We start from the raw sequence: 20,211 nt of genomic DNA on the forward strand, positions 1-20,211 counted from the left end.
CGGTTTCAGCGCCTAAGCATGATAACCAGAGGAGATAAGCTTAAACATAGCCTTGCCCCTATGTTCTTAATTCACTACCTTATCCAGCTCATTCCGTTTCAGGCTTACTTTCTCAAAAATATGCGCAAAACGCTACTCCCCTTTCTCTTCGCTTTTCTGGCATTTTCCCAGATCTGGGCCCAAAACAAACCCGCAGGCATCGCCGGTAAAACCGCGGGCATGCAGAAGTTCAGCGGTTATTTCCCGTTTTACTGGGACGAGGCCACCGGCCGTATCCTGCTGGAGATTGACAAACTGGACCAGCAATTCCTATATGTGAACTCCCTGGCCGCCGGGCTGGGCTCCAACGACATCGGGTTGGACCGCGGGCAGTTGGGCGGCGAGCACGTGGTGTATTTCCACAAGGTTGGCCCCAAGGTGCTGCTCATTGAACCCAACCAGGGCTACCGCGCCATGAACGGCAACCCCGCCGAGGAACAGGCCGTGGCGCAGTCTTTCGCGCAGTCGGCGCTGTGGGGATTTAAGGTGGAGGCCACCGAGGGAGACAGAGTACTGGTTGACGCCACCGAGTTCCTCCTCCGCGATGCCCATGACGTGGTGGGCAGCATCCGCCGCAGTCGCCAGGGCTCTTACCGCCTGGATGGCAACCGCTCAGTTATGTACCTGCCCCGCACCAAGAACTTCCCGCAGAACTCAGAATTTGAGGCCACGCTCACCTTTGTGGGCGGTGAGGACGCTGGCGGTTTCGTGCGCAGCGTCGCCCCATCGGCGCAAGCCATCACGCTGCGTCAGCACCACTCATTCGTGCAACTGCCAGACAAAAACTATACGCCCCGCGCCATGGACCCCAGAGGCGGCTACTTCGGGATTGAGTACTTTGATTTCAGCACGCCCGTGGAACAGCCCATTGTGAAGCGTTTTATTGCCCGGCACCGCCTTCAGAAAAAGAACCCGGCCGCTGCCGTCTCAGAAGCCGTGGAGCCGATTGTGTACTACGTGGACCATGCCGCGCCGGAGCCCATCAGAAGCGCGTTGCTGGAAGGTGCCCGCTGGTGGGCGCAAGCGTTTGAGGCCGCCGGTTACAAAGACGCTTTCAAAGTAGAGATTCTGCCTGTAGATGCTGACCCCATGGACGTGCGCTACAACGTGATCCAGTGGGTGCACCGCAGCACTCGGGGCTGGTCTTACGGAGCCACCGTCTCGGACCCCAGAACCGGTGAGATCATCAAAGGTCACGTGAGCCTGGGTTCGCTGCGCGTGCGCCAGGATTTCCTCATCGCCGAAGGGTTGCTGGCGCCCTATGAACAAGGCAAACCCGCCAATCCCGAGATGATGAAAATGGCGCTTTCCCGCCTACGGCAACTGTCGGCGCACGAACTAGGGCACACCCTGGGCATCATGCACAACTACGCCGCCAGTGTGAGCAACCGCGCCTCTGTAATGGATTATCCCCACCCTACCGTTAAACTGACCGCGGGCGGCGAGATTGACCTTTCTGATGCCTACGCCGTGGGCATAGGTGAATGGGATAAAGAAGCCATAAAATTTGGTTACCAGCATTTCCCCGCCGGCACCAATGAGGCCCAGGCTCTGGATCAGCAACTGCGCGAGGCCCACAAACGCGGCCTGCAGTTTATCTCTGACCGCGATTCCCGCGCACCCGGCGGCGCGCATCCGCAGGCGCACCTGTGGGACAACGGCGCCAGCGCCTCTGAAGAACTGAAGCATGTATTAAGTGTGCGGCAGAAAGCCTTGGAGCGTTTCGGGGAGAATAACATCAAGCCCGGCGTGCCGATGGCGATGCTGGAAGACGTGCTGGTGCCCATCTACAACTATCACCGCTACCAGGTAGAGGCGGCCGCCAAACTAGTGGGTGGCGTGAACTACACCTACGCCTCGCGCGGCGATGGACAGTTGGTAACCGAGTTCGTGCCCGAGGCCGAGCAGCAGAAAGCCCTGGATGCCTTGCTCGCCACGCTTCAGCCTAACGTGCTGGTGCTGCCGGAGAAAATCATCGCCGCTATTCCGCCCCGGCCCGCCGGCTGGTCTCCTACCCGCGAGCTGTTTGACAAACGCACTGGCCTAACCTTTGACCCACTGGCCGCCGCCGAGGCCTCGGCAGATTTCACGCTTTCCTTCCTCTTCCACCCAGAGCGCGCCACCCGGTTGGTGGAGCTGAAAGCCCGGGGCAACGAACTAGGTTTGGATGAGGTCCTGAACCAGATCATTGACAAGACCTGGGAAAGCAAAAGCGCTTCGGGCATGAACGGCCAGGTGCAGCTACTCACCCAGCAATTGGTTTTGACCCACCTCATGGCTCTTTCCCAAAACGAAGAGGCCTCTTACGCAGCCCGCGCCGCAGCCCTACTGCAACTGAACCAATTGGAGAAGAAAGCCAAGAAACTGGCCAACTCCTCTAACGATGCGGTGAAAGCCAACGCTCTCCTGGCCCTGGACCGCCTCAAAAAACCACAGGAAGCCAAACCGCAACTCCACAAAGACCTTCCGCCCGGCGCCCCCATCGGCTCCCTGGACATGATCGGTTGTGAATAGCGTTTTACCCCCGTTTTCCTGAAAACAGCCCAAAATCCTACCTCCACCAGAGGTGGGATTTTTTATGGATTCTAATTTATAGCACGCATATCGTCTCCCTTTGAAGGGGGTAGTGGGATGACTACTCATGCAGATTAAGCATTCCCGAAGTGTAGGGGCAATCCCTTGTGGTTGCCCATGCTCTTAGCAGAAGGTATTGGTTCTTTCAACGGCCTTTGTCATCCCCCTACCCCCTTCAAAGGGGGACGGAATGCATGCATAACAACAAGTTCCGCAGGCTTCTATATAGAAAATAACCGATACTATTTCCTTGCAAAGGCGCCTGAAATTCTTATATTTAAATAACTAACCCTTAACTTCTTCCACCTTGAAAAGACGCGATTTCCTTCAACTTTCCGGCCTTGGGTTTGGTGCCCTCATGCTGCCGATTCCGCTATGGGGCAATGATATTGCTCCGGAGGCGATGCTTAATCCCCTGGAAGCAACCGTGAAGAAACAGATTGCCGATGCGGCCCTCAATGCCGCCAAGTCTAAAGGTGCTTCTTACGCCGATGTCCGGATTGGCCGCTACCTGAACCAGTACCTCATCACTCGCGAAGACAAGGTGGAGAATACCGTGAACACTGAGTCTTTTGGTTTGGGCGTGCGGGTGCTGGTGAACGGCACCTGGGGCTTCTCGGCCATTGATGAGGTCTCGCCCGCCGGGGCCGTCAAAGCTGCCGACTTGGCGGTAGCCATCGCCAAGGCGAATTCAAAACTGCAGACCGAGCCGGTACAACTAGCGCCGCAACAGGGCTACGGTGAGGTAAGCTGGAAAACACCTATAGAACGCAACGCATTTGAGGTGCCGCTCAAGGAGAAAGTGGACATTCTCCTGGGTGCCAATGCCGCCGCCATGCAGAACGGCGCCAACTACGTGAATTCAGCTTTGTTTTTGGTAAATGAGCAGAAATACTTCGCCTCCACAGATGGTTCTTACATTGACCAGGACGTGCACCGCATCTGGCCCGTGCTCAACGTCACGGCCATTGACCAGAAAACCGGCAAGTTCGAGACACGGCAATCATTGAGTTCTCCCGTGGGCATGGGCTTTGAGTACCTCAGCGGTCGGCCCGCTGATAAATACAAAGGCATTACTACACGTTACGGCAGAACCTATGACATGGTGGAAGACGCCACTGCTGCGGCCAAACAGGCCAAAGAGAAACTCACCGCCAAATCTGTGCTGGCGGGCAAGTACGACCTGGTTTTAGATCCATCTCACCTGTGGCTTACCATCCACGAGAGTGTGGGCCACCCGCTGGAACTGGACCGTGTATTGGGCTACGAAGCTAACTTCGCCGGCACCTCCTTCGCTACGCTGGATAAGTGGCAATCCAAAAACTTCAAGTACGGCAGCCCGCAGGTAAATCTCTTCGCCGATAAAGTTCAGCCCGGCTCGCTGGGTGCGGTGGGCTATGACGATGAAGGCGTGAAAACCAAACGCTGGGATCTAGTGAAAGACGGTACGCTGGTGAACTACCAGGCCACCAGAGACCAGGTGCATATTCTGGGAGAAACAGAATCGCACGGGTGCTGCTACGCCGATAACTGGAGCTCAGTGCAGTTCCAGCGCATGCCTAATGTGTCATTGGCCGCTGGCAAGCAGAAGCTTAGTGTGGATGACATGATCAAGAACGTGGAGAAAGGCATCTACATCATAGGCGACGGTTCCTTCTCCATTGACCAGCAACGTTACAATTTCCAGTTCGGCGGTCAGCTTTTCTATGAGATCAAGGACGGCAAGATTGTGGGTCCGCTGAAAGATGTGGCTTACCAAAGTAACACCCAGGAATTCTGGAGCTCCTGCGCCGCCATTTGCGACGAGAGTGACTATCGCCTGGGCGGCTCCTTCTTCGACGGGAAGGGCCAGCCTACCCAGGTAAGCGCCGTCTCCCACGGCTCCGCCACCACCCGCTTCAACGGCGTGAATGTGATCAATACCGGTAGAAAGATCTAAGGATTTTTCAGTCCTGAGTCCATAGTCCATAGTCTTGAGTCAAATTTCCCAACTCAGGACTCAGAATTCAAGACTCAGAACTTTCAACAAGCAGTTTCAACTTACATCAGACGTATCTATCCATGGCAATATATACCCAAGAACAAGCACAGGCCGTCCTGAAAAAAGTGATGGCGTTAAGTAAGGCAGATGAGTGCGAGGCAAACCTGAATGGCAGCAAATCCGGGAATGTGCGGTACGCCCGCAACTCCGTGTCTACCGCCGGGGAGGCGCACACCACATCCTTGGTGGTGCAGTCCTCCTTCGGGAAGAAAGTGGGCACCGCCACCATCAATGAGTTTGACGATGCCTCGCTGGAGAAAGTGGTGCGCCGCTCAGAGGAACTGGCCAAACTAGCCCCGGAAAACCCAGAGTACATGGGCGTGCTGGGTCCGCAGAAATACATGACCACCAACCCGTACGTGGCGGCTACGGCGGCTATCACCCCAGACAAACGGGCCGAGATGGTGGCGCAGAGCATATCGGCCGCAAAAGCCAAGAACCTTACGGCCGCCGGTTACCTCCAGGACATTGTGGGGTTCCAGTCCATGATGAACAGCAAGGGCTTGTTTGCCTACAACACAGACACCGGCGTAGATTTCTCGCTGACCGTGCGCACGCCAGACGGCACTGGCTCTGGGTACGTTTCCCGGGGATTCAATGACGTTTCCAAGCTGAACACGGCCACAGCCTCGGCCATTGCGGTGAACAAAGCCACGGGTTCTATGAACGCCAAGGCCCTGGAGCCGGGCAAATACACCGTGATCCTGGAACCGGCTGCCGTAGCTGTGATGCTGGAGAACCTGTTTTTTAACATGGATGCCCGCTCCGCCGATGAAGGCCGCAGTTTCCTGAGCAAACCCGGAGGAGGCAACAAAGTAGGCCAGAAACTGGTGGACGAGCGCGTGACCATCTACTCAGACCCGTCGCACTCAGAACTGCCTACCTCGCCCTGGGCGCAGGACGGCCAAGCCCTGAACAAAGTCACCTGGATAGACAAAGGGGTGGTGAAGCAGATCCCGGTCTCCAGGTACTGGGCGCAGCAGAAGAAAATCACGCCCGTGCCGTTCCCCAACTCCGCTATTATGCAGGGCGGCACCCAAAGCCTGGACGATATGATTAAAGGCACTACCAAAGGCATTCTGGTAACCCGGCTCTGGTACATCCGTCCGGTAGACCCACAGACGCTCCTGCTCACTGGCCTCACCCGCGACGGAACCTTCTACATTGAGAACGGCAAAATCAAGCACGCTGTCAAGAACTTCCGCTTCAACGAAAGCCCCATCATCATGCTCAACAACCTGGAAGCCATTGGAAAGACGGAGCGCGTGGTTAGCGGCGAGTCCAGCAACAACTACCTGCTGCCGCCCCTAAAAATTCGGGACTTCACCTTCAGCAGCTTGTCTGACGCGGTGTAAGTGATCTCACAAAGGCCCTCTCCCACCGAGAGGGCTTTTTTAGGCCTACTTTCCAAGAATAAGTTCTAAAATGTAGCGTCGTTACACCGTAACGACGTGGTTCTACAGGGCAAAACCGCCTCCTTACTATATAAAATAAACTGCCTTTACAACATTGTCTTGGAGCAAAGCCTTTCTGGTAGTGACGTTCTTGTTTCAAAGACACTCGTCGTTACAGTGTAACGACGCTACTGATTCTATTTTAGGCTCATCTTCAGGAAAACAGCCCCAAAACGCCTCCTTATTTAATTCATGATTCACGCCTGTCTTCCGCCACCTATCCCACAGGAAACCGTACCCTTTTAAGAGGCTATTTCTTCGTACTTTTGCGGAAGTGCGCTGAAACGCGCTGCATTAACTTTGACACATGGCTAAAATAGCAATAAATCTTACCACCGCTTCCATCCAAAAGGAAGAGGTGATTGTGGGCATTGACCTGGGTACCACCAACAGTCTGGTGGCTTATATGCACCCCGAGGACCATGCCCCCATTGCCATCAATGACCAAGGCTTGGGCACCATTGTCCCATCGGTGGTGCATTTCTCCAGAGAAGGAGAAGTGATTGTGGGCAATAACGCCAAAGAATACCTGTTAACTGATCCGGCCAACACCATTTACTCGGTGAAGCGCTTGCTGGGCAAATCTTACCAGGATTTGGGCGAGCACAAGGATTTCTTCGGCTACAAGATCATTGACGATAACTCTGAGGGGCTGGTGAAGATTCGGGTGCAGGACAAATTCTACTCCCCTATTGAACTCTCCGCCGAGATCCTGAAAGAACTCCGCGCCCGCGCCGAGCACGCCCTGAAAACGCCGGTGAACCGCGCCGTGATCACCGTGCCCGCTTACTTCAACGACTCCCAGCGCCAGGCTACCCGCGATGCCGGGAAACTGGCCGGGCTGGAGGTGCTGCGCATTGTGAATGAGCCTACCGCAGCTTCGTTGGCGTACGGTATTGGCTTGGATCAAAGCGAGGAACGCACCATTGCCGTGTATGACCTTGGCGGCGGTACGTTCGATATCTCCATACTGCGCATCCACCAAGGCATCTTTGAGGTGCTCTCTACCAATGGTGACACCTTCCTGGGTGGCGATGACCTGGACCGTGCCATTGTGAATCACTGGTTCCAGCAGAATCCTTCCCTGGCCACGCAGGTATCTGAGGATGCGAAACTATCCCAGGCGGTGCGTTTACAGGCCGAGGAGGCGAAGAAAGCCCTCAGCAGCCATAATACCTTTACTAGTCAATTGAATGGTGTGGAGTTAGCCTTAGACCGGTCTACGTTTGATCAACTCATCACCCCCATCGTAGACCGCACCATGGCTTCCTGCCGGATGGCTCTGAAAGACGCCAACTTGCAGCCCGAGCAGATTGACACCGTAATCATGGTGGGTGGTTCTACCCGCGTGCCCCTGGTGTACCAGACCGTTTCTGAATTCTTTGGGAAGCCCGCGCACAATGAACTGAACCCAGATGAGGTAGTGGCCCTTGGCGCTGCCATCCAGGCCGACGTTTTGGCCGGGAACCGTAAGGACATCCTGCTGCTTGACGTGACCCCGCTCACGCTGGGCATTGAAACCATGGGTGGCCTCATGGACTCCATTATCCCGCGTAACTCTAAGATTCCCACCAAAGCCGGCCGGCAGTATACCACTTCCGTGGACGGACAGGTGAACATGAAAATATCGGTGTACCAGGGCGAGCGCGATCTGGTGAAAGAGAACCGCAAACTAGCCGAGTTCGACTTAAAAGGCATTCCAGCCATGCCCGCCGGCTTCCCTAAAGTAGACGTGAACTTCATTTTGAACGCTGACGGAATCCTGAAGGTAGAGGCCATTGAGCTGCGCTCGGGTGTACGGCAGGAAGTGGAAGTGAAACCGCAGTACGGCCTCACCGATGAGCAGGTAGAGCAGATGCTGATGGACTCCATTACCCACGCCCGTGAGGACGTCTCCACCCGCATGGTCATTGAGGCCCGCACCACCGCCGAGCAGATGATTTACCAGGTAGAGCGCTTCGTGCAGAAAAACGGAGAGCACCTGACCCCAGAAGAGATAGAATTGACAAACCAGAACGTGCAGCGCCTGAAAGACGCCCTGCCTTCCGGGGACAAAGACACCATTCTGAAGGCGGTAGACGTGTTGGAGGAACAGACCAGCCCCTTTGCGGAACGCGTGATGCAGATCTCCATCAAGAAAGCCATGACTGGTAAGAAGATTGAATAAACGTTTCATGGCTGTTGTGAAGAAAATGGCCTTGAAACAGTCCTAAAAAGCAGAAGGCGCAACCTAACCAGTTGCGCCTTCTGCTTTTATGCCTAAAGACAAATTACTTCTCTTCTTCATCTTTTTCCACAATGAGGTACAGGTCCTCAGTGGGTTTCTTCATGAGGTATTTCTCACGCGCGAATTTCTCCAGCAACGCGGGGTTACTCATCAGTTCCTTGCGGTCTTTCTGCACCTCGGCAATCTTCTCCAGGTAATAGTCACGCTCCTCTTCCAGGATGGTGAGTTTGCGGCTGGTCTGGAACTGGGTGATGAAATCATTGGAGTCAAAGAAGAACATCCAGGCCAGGAAGGCCACGCCAGTCAAGAAATAGAAGTTGCGGAAGAATTTAGGGACGCGTGCTAACATAGTCTAAACAAAAAATGGCGGCAAACTTTCGCTTGCCGCCATGAATTTACAAAGAATCCCAGAAGGTATCTGCACAGGAAGCGAATCAATTCTGCAAATTCTGTTTATGTCCTGTTTTCTGAAAAACAGATCCAAAACGGATCATTGCTGATTCGCCTCAAAGGCTGATTACATGTTCCGGCCTGGGAAGTAAGCTACCTCACCCAGTTCTTCCTCAATACGGAGCAACTGGTTGTACTTGGCCATCCGGTCTGAGCGGGAAGCCGAGCCGGTTTTGATTTGACCGGTGTTCAAGGCCACTGCTAAGTCAGCGATGGTGTTGTCTTCGGTCTCTCCTGAACGGTGGCTCATGATGCTCTTATAGCCATTTCGGCGGCCTAAGTTGATGGCATCAATGGTCTCGGTCAAAGTTCCGATTTGGTTTACCTTGATGAGGATCGCGTTAGCGGTTTTCTGATCAATACCTTGCTGCAGACGCGTTACGTTGGTTACGAACAAGTCATCCCCTACCAACTGGGTTCTGTTCCCGATAGAATCGGTGAGGGCTTTCCAGCCGGTCCAGTCGTCTTCGTCCATACCATCCTCAATGGAGATGATTGGGTATTTGTTCGCCCACTCGGTCCAGAAGCTCACCATCTCAGAAGAGGTAAGTTTGTCGCCGGTAGATTTCTTGAAGTGGTAGTGGCCGGTAGAGGCATCGTAGAACTCAGAGGCGGCGGCATCCATGGCAATCATGAAGTCCTCGCCCGGACGGTAGCCCGCGGCTTCAATGGCCTGCAACACTACTTCAATTGCTTCCTGGTTAGACCCGATGTTTGGGGCGAAACCACCTTCGTCACCCACGTTCGTAGACATACCTTTTTTCTTCAGTACGTTTTTCAGGTGGTGGAACACCTCGGTACCCCAACGCAGCGCCTCAGAGAATGAGGACGCGCCTACTGGCATTACCATGAACTCCTGGAAGTCGATAGAGTTGTCTGCGTGGCTACCGCCGTTCAGGATGTTCATCATAGGCACGGGCAGCGTATTGGCATTCACGCCACCTACGTAGCGGTACAGAGACTGACCTGCTTCTTTGGCAGCGGCTTTGGCGGCAGCCAGAGAAACACCCAAAATGGCGTTAGCACCCAACTTGGCTTTGTTGTGCGTGCCGTCAATCTCAATCATGATCTTATCCAGCAGGCTCTGCTCGAATACATTGAAACCAACCAGTTCATCGGCAATAATGGAGTTCACGTTCTGCACAGCTTGCAGTACCCCTTTGCCCATGTACATGCTCTTGTCATCGTCACGTAACTCTACAGCTTCGTGTTTACCGGTAGAAGCTCCAGATGGAACAGCGGCACGGCCAACAATCCCGTTCTGGGTGATTACGTCTACCTCAACGGTAGGATTTCCGCGGGAGTCAAAAATCTGGCGGGCTTTGATGTCTTCAATTAAGCTCATATAGTTCTATTTTGATTTATGATTTCTTTTCTTTCTCCAGCATCTCTACAAAGAGATCAAACAGGTACTCAGAGTCGTGCGGCCCCGGAGAAGACTCTGGGTGGTACTGTACGGAGAATGCCGGTTTGTTCTTTATCCTGATGCCTTCAACGGTATTATCGTTGAGGTTGATGTGGGTAATTTCCACATTAGGGTTATTCTTCACCGCCTCGGCGTCTACGGCAAAGCCATGGTTCTGCGAAGTAATCTCGCTACGGCCAGTGATGAGGTTTTTAACCGGGTGGTTCAAGCCACGATGACCATTGTGCATTTTGTAGGTAGGAATACCGTTGGCCTGAGCCAGAATCTGGTGCCCCATGCAAATCCCGAACATAGGTTTCTCTACTGCAAGGATCTGCTCTACGCTTTTCACCGCCTCGGTGGTTACGGCAGGGTCACCAGGACCGTTGGAGATAAAGTATCCGTCGGGTCCCCAGGCTTCCATTTCCTCAAAGGTGGTACCGTAAGGGAACACTCGGCACTCGCAGCCTCTGATGGTAAGGTTATTCAGGATGTTGCGTTTTACGCCCAAATCCAGCACCGCAACCTTAAACCGGGTCTCGGCTACCGGTAAGTCATACTGCTGGGCAGTCGTTACCTTAGAGGAGAGCTCCAGACCACTCATAGATGGAACCTCCAGCAACTGCTGCTTCAAGGTATCAACGTCTGTGGTCTCAGATGAGATGATGGCGTTCATCACACCTTTGTCACGCACGTAGCGCACCAGTTCACGGGTATCAATCTCGCAGATTCCTACAATCCCGGCCTTCTCAAAATACTCCTGCAAAGACCCTTCAGCGGTCTTTCTTGAAAAATGGTGCGAAAACTCTTTGCAGACAAGTCCTTTAATCTGGATGTTGCCAGACTCTACTTCTTCCTGCTGCACGCCATAGTTACCCACATGGGAAACCGTGGTTATCACAATCTGACCATAGTAAGAAGGATCAGTGAAAATCTCCTGGTAACCAGTCATGCCTGTGTTAAAACAGACTTCGCCGCCAGTGGTTCCAACTTTCCCAAGGCTCTTACCATGGAAAACAGTGCCGTCTTCCAGCACCAATACTGCATCAGTTGTTGTATGAAGCTTCATTCTGTTTTAGATATGTGGCAAAAATAAAAAAGGGATACGAGTAATCTCGTATCCCTTTTCAATAATTATTGCATACTTATTATTCTGCGGCTGGAGTTTCAGCTGAATCAGTAGCAGCGGCCTCTCCGGAAGTTGCAGCTGGTGCGTCAGTAGAAGCCTGCGCATCAGTTGATTTCTTACCTGAAGAACGACGTCTTGTCTTAGGCTTAGCAGCTGCGGCAGCACCGGTTGTGGTCAGCATATCCTCGTTGTAGTCAACAAGTTCAATGATACACATTTCAGCGTTGTCACCTAAACGGGTTCCGGTTTTCAAAATGCGGGTATAGCCACCAGGACGATTCGCGATTTTGCCTGCTACTCCGTCAAAAAGTTCTTTAACAGACTCTTTGTTTTGCAGGTAAGAGAATACAGTACGACGTGAGTGTGTGGTATCGCTCTTTGATTTGGTTAATAGAGGCTCTACATATTTCCGCAGTGCTTTCGCTTTAGCCACCGTAGTGATTACGCGCTTATGCAGAATTAAAGATGAAGCCATGTTAGAAAGCATTGCAGCTCTGTGAGAAGCTGTTCTTCCTAAGTGGTTGTTTTTTTTACCGTGTCTCATTACATTGATTGTGCACGTGCATACCGTCGATCAACCTTTCGGGATCGGGAATTATGCCGTAGATTATTAATCCTCTTCTAATTTGTACTTGGCGATATCCATTCCGAAAGTCAGGCCTTTGTCAGAAACCAGGTTTTCCAACTCAGTCAAAGACTTTTTCCCAAAGTTACGGAATTTCATCATGTCTGAAAGATCCAATTGCACTAAGTCACCCAAAGTTCTGATGTCAGCTGCTTTCAAGCAGTTGTACGCCCGAACAGAAAGGTCCATGTCATGCAAAGGAGTCTTAAGTACTTTTCTCATGTGCAGCATTTCCTCATCAACCGCTTCTTCCTCTTCAGGCTTCACTGTCTCAAAAGTCATAGTGTTGTCAGAGAAAAGCATGAAATGCTGGATCAGAATATTGGCAGCTCCTTTCAAAGCGTCTTCCGGATGGATAGAACCATCTGTAGTGATCTCAAGTAAGAGACGCTCATAGTCAGTCTTCTGCTCAACGCGGGTGTTCTCAACGCTGTATTTCACGTTCTTAACAGGCGTGAAGATAGCATCAATCGCGATCTGGCCGAAAACCTGATCTGCTGGTCTGTTCTCTTCTGCTGGCACGTAGCCTCTTCCCTTCTGAATAGTTAATTCAATCTCGAAAGAAGACTCAGGGTCCAAGTGGCAAATCACTAGGTCAGGATTCAACACCTGGAACGAGCCAGAGAATTTATTGATGTCACCGGCAGTGAAGGTATCTTGCTTGCTGATGCTTACGGTGATTTTATCATCAACCAGGTCACCAATTTTCTTGAACCGAACCATTTTCAGGTTCAGGATAATCTCAGAGACATCTTCAACCACACCTTCAATGGTAGAGAACTCATGGAGCACACTAGGAACCCGGATGCTGGAGATGGCATATCCCTCCAATGAGGAGAGAAGAATTCTTCTCAGCGCATTCCCAATGGTAACACCATAGCCCTTTTCTAGCGGCTTAAATTCAAACTGCCCGTTGAAATCGTCGGATTTCTCCATTACGACTTTCTCTGGCATTTGAAAGGCTAATATTGACATGATTGCTGGTTTAAGGTTGACACTTAAATTAGAACTGATTACTTAGAGTAAAGCTCGACAATCAGCTGCTCCTGAATTTTCTCAGGGATCTGATCACGCACCGGGTTGGAGATGAATTTACCAGCTAACTGGCTACCATCCCACTCTAACCAAGTGAAGGCACGAGCATTACGGCCAGCAAGGCTGGTAGTAATAGCTTCTAAAGATTTTGATTTCTCCCGTACACTTACTACATCACCAGGACGCAGGGTGTAAGAAGCGATGTTCACCACATTTCCGTTTACCTGGATGTGGTTGTGGTTAACCAATTGTCTGGCACCACGTCTGGTTGGAGCAATACCTAAACGGTACACAGTGTTATCTAATCTTGCTTCTAACAAAGCAAGTAAGTTCTCACCGGTGATACCTTGTTTACGGGCAGCTTTGTCAAACAAGTTCTCAAACTGTTTCTCCAATACACCATAGATGTATTTGGCCTTCTGCTTCTCCATCAACTGGATAGCATACTCAGATTGTTTTTTTCTACGACCACGGCCGTGCTGGCCTGGACCATAAGCTTTCTTAGCTAAAGCTTTGCTTGGTCCAAAAATTGGTTCGTTATATCTTCTAGAGATTTTACTCTTAGGGCCTGTGTATCTTGCCATTTCTAATACTAAATAATATCCTTAAACTCTTCTGCGTTTTGGAGGACGACATCCGTTGTGCGGAAGTGGAGTCACATCTTTGATAGAAGTAACTTCAATACCTACGTTTTGCATAGTCCGGATAGCAGACTCACGTCCAGCTCCTGGGCCTTTCACAAAAACTTCAGCCTTTCTCATTCCAGCTTCGTAAGCTACTTTACCGCAGTCGGCAGCAGCCATTTGGGCAGCATAAGGAGTATTTTTCTTAGACCCTTTAAATCCCATTTTACCAGCAGATGCCCAGGAGATAACCTGGCCATTGTTGTTAGTAACAGAGATAATAATATTGTTGAAAGAAGCTTTGATGTGTACCTGACCAACAGGCTCCACCACAACAACGCGCTTCTTGGCTTTATCTTTTCTTTTCTGAGCCATTGTCGTTTAATTATTTAGATGCCTTCTTCTTGTTTGCAACAGTCTTACGCTTACCTTTTCTGGTTCTTGAGTTGTTTTTGGTTCTCTGACCTCTAACTGGTAAACCTTTTCTGTGACGAAGACCGCGGTAAGAACCAATGTCCATCAAACGCTTGATGTGCAATTGAACTTCTGACCGAAGAACACCTTCAACTTTGTGCTCAGCAGCGATAATGCTACGGATCTCTCCGGCTTCATCCTCGCTCCAATCTTTCACCTTCTTGTCAAGATCCACCCCAGCCTTCACCAAAATAGACTGTGACAACTTGCGGCCTATACCGAAGATGTACGTCAAAGCGATTTCGCCTCTTTTGTTATCTGGAATATCAACTCCTGCTATTCTAGCCATGTTTTTAAATTAACCTTGTCTTTGTTTATAACGTGGATTCTTTTTGTTGATCACGTAAAGCTTGCCTTTACGTCTGATCACTTTGCAGTCTTCACTGCGCTTCTTAACTGACGCTTTAACTTTCATCTGTTTATTTGTATCTGTAAACTATTCTGCCTTTACTAAGGTCGTAAGGAGACATTTCCAATTTTACTCTATCGCCGGGAAGAATTTTGATGTAGTGCATCCGCATCTTACCGGAAATGTGAGCAATAACTTGATGGCCATTTTCTAATTCTACCCGAAACATTGCATTGGATAGTGCCTCAATGATGGTACCGTCTTGTTCGATGGAAGACTGTTTAGCCATGTATTAGTTCAGTGCTTTATCTATGTAATCAAAAGTAGTTAAAATCTCTGCTTTGCCCTTTCTTACTACAACGGTATGTTCAAAATGAGCAGAGGGTTTCTTGTCTCTGGTACGGATGGTCCAGCCATCATTTTCCTGAACCACATGTCTTGAACCAAGATTCACCATGGGCTCAATGGCTATCACCAGGCCTTCCTGCAATTTCATGCCCTGCCCTCTTTTCCCGTAATTAGGAACTTCTGGGCCTTCATGTAAACTGCGGCCAAGACCATGGCCAACTAATTCCCGTACCACGCCATAACCATATTGCTCTACATGAGACTGTATGGCAAAACCAATATCACCAATACGGGAACCTACTACCGCTAATTCAATGCCTTTGTACAAAGACTCTTTGGTCCGGCGAAGCAATTCAGACACTTCTGGCGCAACCTCACCTACAGCATGGGTATAGGCACTGTCACTGTGGAAACCTTGAAAAAAAACTCCACAATCAATAGATACAACATCTCCTGACTGTAGAGCATACTTACTAGGTATACCATGAACTACTGCAGAGTTTAAGCTAATGCACAAGCTGTGCTTAAACCCGTTATACCCCTTGAAAGAAGGAGAACCACCATTGTCTCTGATAAATTCCTCAGCGACAGAATCTAATTTTAAGGTAGTAACACCCTCAGCTACGTGCTTGGCGACTTCACCGTGCACTTGGCTGAGGATGTTAGCACTTTGTTTAATAAGCTCGATTTCTTCTTCGGTCTTATATGAAATCATTCCTTAGGAAGCAACCGCTATATTTTTTGAACGTCCTCTGAGTTTACCAGATTTCATCATGCCATCATAATGACGCATTAACAAATAACTCTCGATTTGGTTCAAGGTGTCTAATACCACACCTACCAGGATGATAAGAGAAGTACCGCCAAAGAAGGCAGCGAACTCTCGGGTGATACCAAACAACATAGCAATAGAAGGCAGAATTGCAATAATTGCTAAGAAGAGGGCACCTGGTAAAGTGATTCTGGTTAATACTTCATCAATGTACTCAGAGGTAGCAAGTCCTGGTTTTACACCTGGTACAAAACCACCACTTCTTTTCAGGTCATCAGAGATCTGGTTAGGATTCACACTGATGGCGGTATAGAAGAAAGTAAATACAATGATCAATACTGCAAAAGACAAGTTATACTGCCAAGAGGTGTAATCAGAGAACACATTACCAATTTCATTGGCGATATCACTCTCATTTCTCCAGAAAGAGGCGATCATACCTGGCAAGAACATTAATGATTGTGCGAAGATAATAGGCATTACCCCAGCAGCATTCACCTTTAATGGAATAAATTGTCTTTGACCAGCTTGTAAGGAAGAAGAACCTCCAACTTGCTTGGCATACTGAACTGGAATTCTTCTGATCGCCTGGGTAAGCATCACTACTCCCATTACTACGAAGAAGAGAACAATCAGCTCAATAATGAAGATCAGGGCGCGTCCAAGTCCTAATGCCAGAGCCTCTCCTACGATGGCACCTGGGAGACGAGACACAATCCCAATCATGATCAGCATGGAGATACCGTTTCCAATACCTTTGTCTGTGATCTTCTCACCTAACCACATACAGAACATAGTCCCGGCGGTAAGAATGATCATGGAAGAAATTGTAAAAAGCGGGCCAGCAACAGACGGATCAATAGCTTCTGCGTTAATAGTAGCCAGGAAACCCACTGATTGGGCAAGCGTGATCACAATAGTAAGCACCCTTGTATACTGGTTGATCTTCTTACGACCAGATTCCCCTTCTTTTTGCAATTTCTGGAAATAAGGAACTGCAATGGTTAGAAGCTGTAAAACGATGGAAGCAGAAATATAGGGCATGATACCCAATGCAAAGATGGAAGCATTACCAAATGCTCCACCTAAAAAGGCATCCAATAAACCCAAGATTCCCTGGGCGCCGCTTTTCAATTGAGTTGGATCAATTCCTGGCAACACCACATAGGAGCCTAATCTGAAAATTGCGATGAATCCTAAAGTATTTAGGATTCTAACTCGCAAATCTTCAATCGCAAAAATATTCTTAATCGTAGTAATCAGCTTCTTCATCTGTTACAGAGTCACAACCTTGCCGCCTGCTTTTTCAATAGCCTCTACTGCAGTTTGAGAGAATGCATGCGCATGTACCTCAATGGCAGTAGTTAATTCGCCTCTTCCAAGAACTTTGATGTTATCATTCTTTGACGCTAAACCGTTGTCACGGAGAACAGCGAAGTCAATAACAGTAGATCCAGATTTAGAAGCTAAGTTCTGAAGAACATCAAGGTTAACAGCAGTGAACTCAATCCGGTTAATGTTTTTGAAACCGAATTTAGGCACACGGCGTACCAAAGGCATCTGACCGCCTTCAAAACCTGCTTTAGAAGAATATCCTGAGCGAGATTTTGCCCCTTTATGTCCACGGGTAGAGGTACCACCTCTACCAGAACCGGTACCACGACCAATTCTCTTCCGGTTCTTGGTAGAACCTTCAGCAGGCTTTAAATTACTTAAGTTCATTCTTAGACCTCCTTAACCGATACTAAATGTTGGATGCTGTTAACCATACCTGCAATCTGAGGGGTTAACTCTTTCGTTACAGTCTTATTGATTTTGCCAAGACCCAGAGCCTTCATGGTTCTTTTTTGTCTTTCAGGGCGGTCAATAATACTTTGGATCTGGGTGATTTCTACACTTGCCATAATTACCCGTTGAATACACGTTGTAAACTGATTCCACGCTGCTGAGCAACAACCAAAGGATCACGCATTTTGGAAAGCGCATCAAAAGTTGCTTTTACCACGTTGTGTGGGTTAGAAGAACCTTTTGACTTAGCCAATACGTCTCTGATTCCAGCACTGTCAAACACAGCACGCATCGCACCACCGGCAATGATACCGGTACCAGCTGCGGCAGGCTTAATCAACACAAAACCACCAGAGAATTTACCTTCCATTGGATGTGGAACAGTGTGCTTAAACAAAGGAACACGAACCAGGTTTTTCTTGGCATCATCAATACCCTTTGCAATTGCATCAGTTACCTCGTTTGCCTTGCCTAAACCGTATCCTACAACACCGTTACCGTCACCTACTACTACAATGGCAGAAAAACTGAATCTTCTACCACCTTTCACAACTTTAGCAACGCGGTTGATAGCTACTACGCGCTCTTTCAGCTCGATTTCGCTCGCTTTAATGCTTCTGATATTTAATTTAGACATGTTCTTAGAATTTTAGACCCGCTTCACGAGCCCCTTCTGCTAATGATTTAACACGACCATGGTACAGGTAACCACCTCTGTCAAAAACAACTTCAGTAATACCTGCAGCCAAAGCTTTAGCTGCAATGTCACGTCCAACCACAGTTGAAGATTCACTTTTGGTTGAAGTGGCTCCGCCTTCATTTACAGAAGATGAAGAACTTGCTAATGTAACACCATTCACATCATCAATCAGCTGCGCATAAATAAACTTATTGCTTCTGAAGACAGACAGACGGGGACGCTGAGCAGTTCCAGACACCTTGTTACGGATGCTGCGACGAATTCTCAGTCTTCTTTTTGCTTTATCGAATGCCATTTTCTTACTTATTTAGAAGCAGTTTTACCAGCTTTTCTTCTAACAACCTCACCCACGAAACGAATACCTTTGCCTTTGTAAGGCTCAACTTTACGTAACGAGCGGATTTTGGCAGCTACCTGACCAATCAACTGCTTATCAATACCTTCTAAGGTGATCACTGGAGCTTTACCTTTCTCAGTCACTGCCGTAGCAGTGATTTCCGGAGGAAGAGCTACGTAGATATTGTGAGAATATCCTAACGCAAGTTCCAGGCTTTGTCCTTGGGTTGTGGCCTTGAAACCAACACCTACCAATTCCAAAGAAACCTTATATCCTGTGCTCACACCAAAAACCATGTTATTGATAAGCGAGCGATACAAACCGTGAAGGGCTTTGTGTCTTTTCTGCTCTGTTGGACGGGTTACTGTAAGTACCCCATCCTCAATAGCAACAGCAATGTCCGTATCAACTTGTGAAGAAAGGGTTCCTTTTGGCCCTTTCACTGTAACCAGGTTATCCTGGTTAACCAACACCTCTACACCTTGTGGGAGTGTGATTGGCAGTTTTCCTATCCGCGACATTTCTCCTGATTAATACACGTAACACAATACTTCACCACCTACATTAAGGCCTCTGGCCTCTTTGTCAGTGATAACACCTTTGGAGGTTGACAGGATGGCCACGCCATATCCATTCAACACTCGTGGCATCTCATCTAGATGCACATACTTACGGAGTCCCGGCTTACTGACTCTCTCAAGTTTCACGATAGCAGACTGCTTGGTAGCGGGATCATACTTCAAGGCAATCTTAATTGTACCTTGAACTGAACTATCATCGAACTTGTAACTTTGAATATAACCTTTCTCGTAAAGAACTTTGGTTAATTCCTTTTTTATTTTGCTAGCCGGAATTTCAACTACACGGTGATTTGCCTTGATGGCATTCCGTAGTCTAGTTAAATAATCTGCTATCGGATCTGAATGCATTAGACTATATTTTTAGATTCCGCTCTTTTTAAGGAGCCGCAAAGATACTAATGTTTTCCTAACTATAATAATGATAGGAGTAATAATTACCAACTAGCCTTCGTTACTCCAGGAATCTTGCCGGCAGAAGCCATCTCTCTGAAAGTAACACGAGAGATGCCAAACTTACGCATATAGCCTCTTGGTCTTCCGGTTAATTTACATCTGTTATGTAACCGTACTGGAGAAGCGTTTTTAGGCAACTTATCTAGAGCTTCATAATCGCCAGCAGCTTTTAACTGAGCTCTTTTAGCTGCATACTTGGCAACTAACTTTTGTCTCTTGAGCTCTCTTGCTTTCGCTGATTCTTTAGCCATTTCCTTATTTCTTTAATGATGCGAACGGTAAACCAAATCCTTTCAATAACTCCAGGCTTTCTTCATCTGTAGAAGCAGTAGTCACGAAAGTAATATCCATACCAGCAATAGACTTGATCTTGTCAATGCTGATCTCAGGGAAAATGATTTGCTCTTTAACCCCTAATGTATAGTTTCCGCGGCCATCAAAACCTTTGTCGCTGATACCTTTGAAGTCACGTACCCGTGGAAGGGCAATAGTAACCAAACGGTCAAGGAACTCATACATTCTCTCACCACGCAAGGTCACACGGGCACCAATTGGCATTCCTTCTCTCAACTTGAAGTTTGAGATAGAGTTTTTAGCCTTGGTTTGAACCGCTTTCTGGCCAGCAATGATAGTGAGTTCATCAACTCCAATGTCAACCAGTTTTTTATCTGCCACAGCATTACCAATACCTCTGTTGATAGAGATTTTGGTAATCTTAGGCACTTGCATTATGCTCTTGTATTGAAACTTCTCTTTCAATGCAGGCACAATCTCTTTTGAATACTTATCTTTTAGTCTAGCTGCCAT

At 49.0% G+C, this 20,211-nt stretch carries 24 protein-coding genes; 4 read left to right on the forward strand and 20 right to left on the reverse strand.

The window, feature by feature from the left end; all coding sequences use genetic code 11:
* The first annotated feature begins 120 nt into the window (after positions 1-120).
* The 4 genes from J3P35_RS20175 (at position 121) to hscA (ending at position 8,275) form a co-directional block, all read left to right on the forward strand.
* Positions 121-2,553, forward strand: coding sequence for a zinc-dependent metalloprotease (locus J3P35_RS20175; RefSeq protein ID WP_246850385.1), 2,433 nt, complete (start codon positions 121-123; stop codon positions 2,551-2,553).
* Positions 2,554-2,920: 367 nt separating this feature from the next.
* Positions 2,921-4,552: a TldD/PmbA family protein gene (locus tag J3P35_RS20180; protein WP_210466546.1), complete on the forward strand. Its 1,632-nt coding sequence runs from the start codon at positions 2,921-2,923 to the stop codon at positions 4,550-4,552.
* A gap of 122 nt (positions 4,553-4,674) precedes the next feature.
* Complete coding sequence (locus J3P35_RS20185; protein ID WP_210466547.1) at positions 4,675-6,009, forward strand: TldD/PmbA family protein; 1,335 nt, start codon at positions 4,675-4,677, stop codon at positions 6,007-6,009.
* A 406-nt stretch (positions 6,010-6,415) separates the two neighbouring features.
* Positions 6,416-8,275: a Fe-S protein assembly chaperone HscA gene (hscA, locus tag J3P35_RS20190; RefSeq protein ID WP_210466548.1), complete on the forward strand. Its 1,860-nt coding sequence runs from the start codon at positions 6,416-6,418 to the stop codon at positions 8,273-8,275.
* A 103-nt stretch (positions 8,276-8,378) separates the two neighbouring features.
* On the opposite strand, the gene J3P35_RS20195 is transcribed toward hscA, so the two are convergent.
* From J3P35_RS20195 to rplE, 20 genes are all read right to left on the reverse strand, one after another.
* Positions 8,379-8,684, reverse strand: coding sequence for an FtsB family cell division protein (locus J3P35_RS20195; RefSeq protein WP_210466549.1), 306 nt, complete (start codon positions 8,682-8,684; stop codon positions 8,379-8,381).
* A 168-nt stretch (positions 8,685-8,852) separates the two neighbouring features.
* Positions 8,853-10,130 (reverse strand): phosphopyruvate hydratase, encoded by a 1,278-nt coding sequence (gene eno, locus J3P35_RS20200; RefSeq protein WP_210466550.1) that lies wholly within the window; start codon positions 10,128-10,130, stop codon positions 8,853-8,855.
* A 16-nt stretch (positions 10,131-10,146) separates the two neighbouring features.
* On the reverse strand, positions 10,147-11,259 hold the full coding sequence (carA, locus tag J3P35_RS20205; protein WP_210466551.1) for a glutamine-hydrolyzing carbamoyl-phosphate synthase small subunit: 1,113 nt from the start codon (positions 11,257-11,259) through the stop codon (positions 10,147-10,149).
* A 79-nt stretch (positions 11,260-11,338) separates the two neighbouring features.
* Positions 11,339-11,863 carry a 50S ribosomal protein L17 gene (gene rplQ, locus J3P35_RS20210; RefSeq protein WP_210466552.1) on the reverse strand — a complete coding sequence of 175 codons (525 nt, stop codon included), beginning with the start codon at positions 11,861-11,863 and terminating at the stop codon, positions 11,339-11,341.
* A gap of 66 nt (positions 11,864-11,929) precedes the next feature.
* A complete protein-coding gene (locus tag J3P35_RS20215) occupies positions 11,930-12,919 on the reverse strand; it encodes a DNA-directed RNA polymerase subunit alpha (RefSeq protein ID WP_123127708.1) in 990 nt (329 codons plus the stop codon).
* A 38-nt stretch (positions 12,920-12,957) separates the two neighbouring features.
* Complete coding sequence (gene rpsD, locus J3P35_RS20220) at positions 12,958-13,563, reverse strand: 30S ribosomal protein S4 (protein WP_210466553.1); 606 nt, start codon at positions 13,561-13,563, stop codon at positions 12,958-12,960.
* 21 nt (positions 13,564-13,584) lie between these two features.
* Entirely contained in the window at positions 13,585-13,977 is a 393-nt protein-coding gene (gene rpsK, locus J3P35_RS20225; protein ID WP_123127710.1) for a 30S ribosomal protein S11, read from the reverse strand.
* A 10-nt stretch (positions 13,978-13,987) separates the two neighbouring features.
* Entirely contained in the window at positions 13,988-14,365 is a 378-nt protein-coding gene (gene rpsM / locus J3P35_RS20230; RefSeq protein ID WP_186641349.1) for a 30S ribosomal protein S13, read from the reverse strand.
* Positions 14,366-14,374: 9 nt separating this feature from the next.
* Positions 14,375-14,491 (reverse strand): type B 50S ribosomal protein L36, encoded by a 117-nt coding sequence (gene ykgO, locus J3P35_RS20235; protein WP_071885446.1) that lies wholly within the window; start codon positions 14,489-14,491, stop codon positions 14,375-14,377.
* Positions 14,492-14,495: 4 nt separating this feature from the next.
* Positions 14,496-14,714, reverse strand: coding sequence for a translation initiation factor IF-1 (gene infA / locus J3P35_RS20240; RefSeq protein ID WP_048919321.1), 219 nt, complete (start codon positions 14,712-14,714; stop codon positions 14,496-14,498).
* 3 nt (positions 14,715-14,717) lie between these two features.
* A complete protein-coding gene (map, locus tag J3P35_RS20245; protein ID WP_210466554.1) occupies positions 14,718-15,488 on the reverse strand; it encodes a type I methionyl aminopeptidase in 771 nt (256 codons plus the stop codon).
* 3 nt (positions 15,489-15,491) lie between these two features.
* Positions 15,492-16,817 (reverse strand): preprotein translocase subunit SecY, encoded by a 1,326-nt coding sequence (secY, locus tag J3P35_RS20250; RefSeq protein WP_210466555.1) that lies wholly within the window; start codon positions 16,815-16,817, stop codon positions 15,492-15,494.
* A 3-nt stretch (positions 16,818-16,820) separates the two neighbouring features.
* Positions 16,821-17,267, reverse strand: a complete 447-nt coding sequence (gene rplO, locus J3P35_RS20255; RefSeq protein WP_210466556.1) for a 50S ribosomal protein L15 — start codon at positions 17,265-17,267, stop codon at positions 16,821-16,823.
* Between the two features lie 2 nt (positions 17,268-17,269).
* Positions 17,270-17,449, reverse strand: a complete 180-nt coding sequence (rpmD, locus tag J3P35_RS20260) for a 50S ribosomal protein L30 (protein WP_149092193.1) — start codon at positions 17,447-17,449, stop codon at positions 17,270-17,272.
* Positions 17,450-17,451: 2 nt separating this feature from the next.
* Positions 17,452-17,970 (reverse strand): 30S ribosomal protein S5, encoded by a 519-nt coding sequence (gene rpsE / locus J3P35_RS20265; RefSeq protein ID WP_149092192.1) that lies wholly within the window; start codon positions 17,968-17,970, stop codon positions 17,452-17,454.
* Between the two features lie 4 nt (positions 17,971-17,974).
* Positions 17,975-18,328 (reverse strand): 50S ribosomal protein L18, encoded by a 354-nt coding sequence (rplR, locus tag J3P35_RS20270; protein ID WP_210466557.1) that lies wholly within the window; start codon positions 18,326-18,328, stop codon positions 17,975-17,977.
* Positions 18,329-18,336: 8 nt separating this feature from the next.
* Complete coding sequence (rplF, locus tag J3P35_RS20275; RefSeq protein WP_210466558.1) at positions 18,337-18,891, reverse strand: 50S ribosomal protein L6; 555 nt, start codon at positions 18,889-18,891, stop codon at positions 18,337-18,339.
* A 9-nt stretch (positions 18,892-18,900) separates the two neighbouring features.
* The gene (gene rpsH, locus J3P35_RS20280) at positions 18,901-19,299 is read right to left on the reverse strand and encodes a 30S ribosomal protein S8 (protein ID WP_210466559.1); all 399 of its coding nucleotides are present in this window, start codon (positions 19,297-19,299) and stop codon (positions 18,901-18,903) included.
* 86 nt (positions 19,300-19,385) lie between these two features.
* Positions 19,386-19,655 carry a 30S ribosomal protein S14 gene (rpsN, locus tag J3P35_RS20285; protein WP_186641338.1) on the reverse strand — a complete coding sequence of 90 codons (270 nt, stop codon included), beginning with the start codon at positions 19,653-19,655 and terminating at the stop codon, positions 19,386-19,388.
* A gap of 4 nt (positions 19,656-19,659) precedes the next feature.
* On the reverse strand, positions 19,660-20,211 hold the full coding sequence (rplE, locus tag J3P35_RS20290; protein WP_210466560.1) for a 50S ribosomal protein L5: 552 nt from the start codon (positions 20,209-20,211) through the stop codon (positions 19,660-19,662).

The organism is Rufibacter roseolus (assembly GCF_017916365.1).
GTDB classification, from domain to species: domain Bacteria; phylum Bacteroidota; class Bacteroidia; order Cytophagales; family Hymenobacteraceae; genus Nibribacter; species Nibribacter roseolus.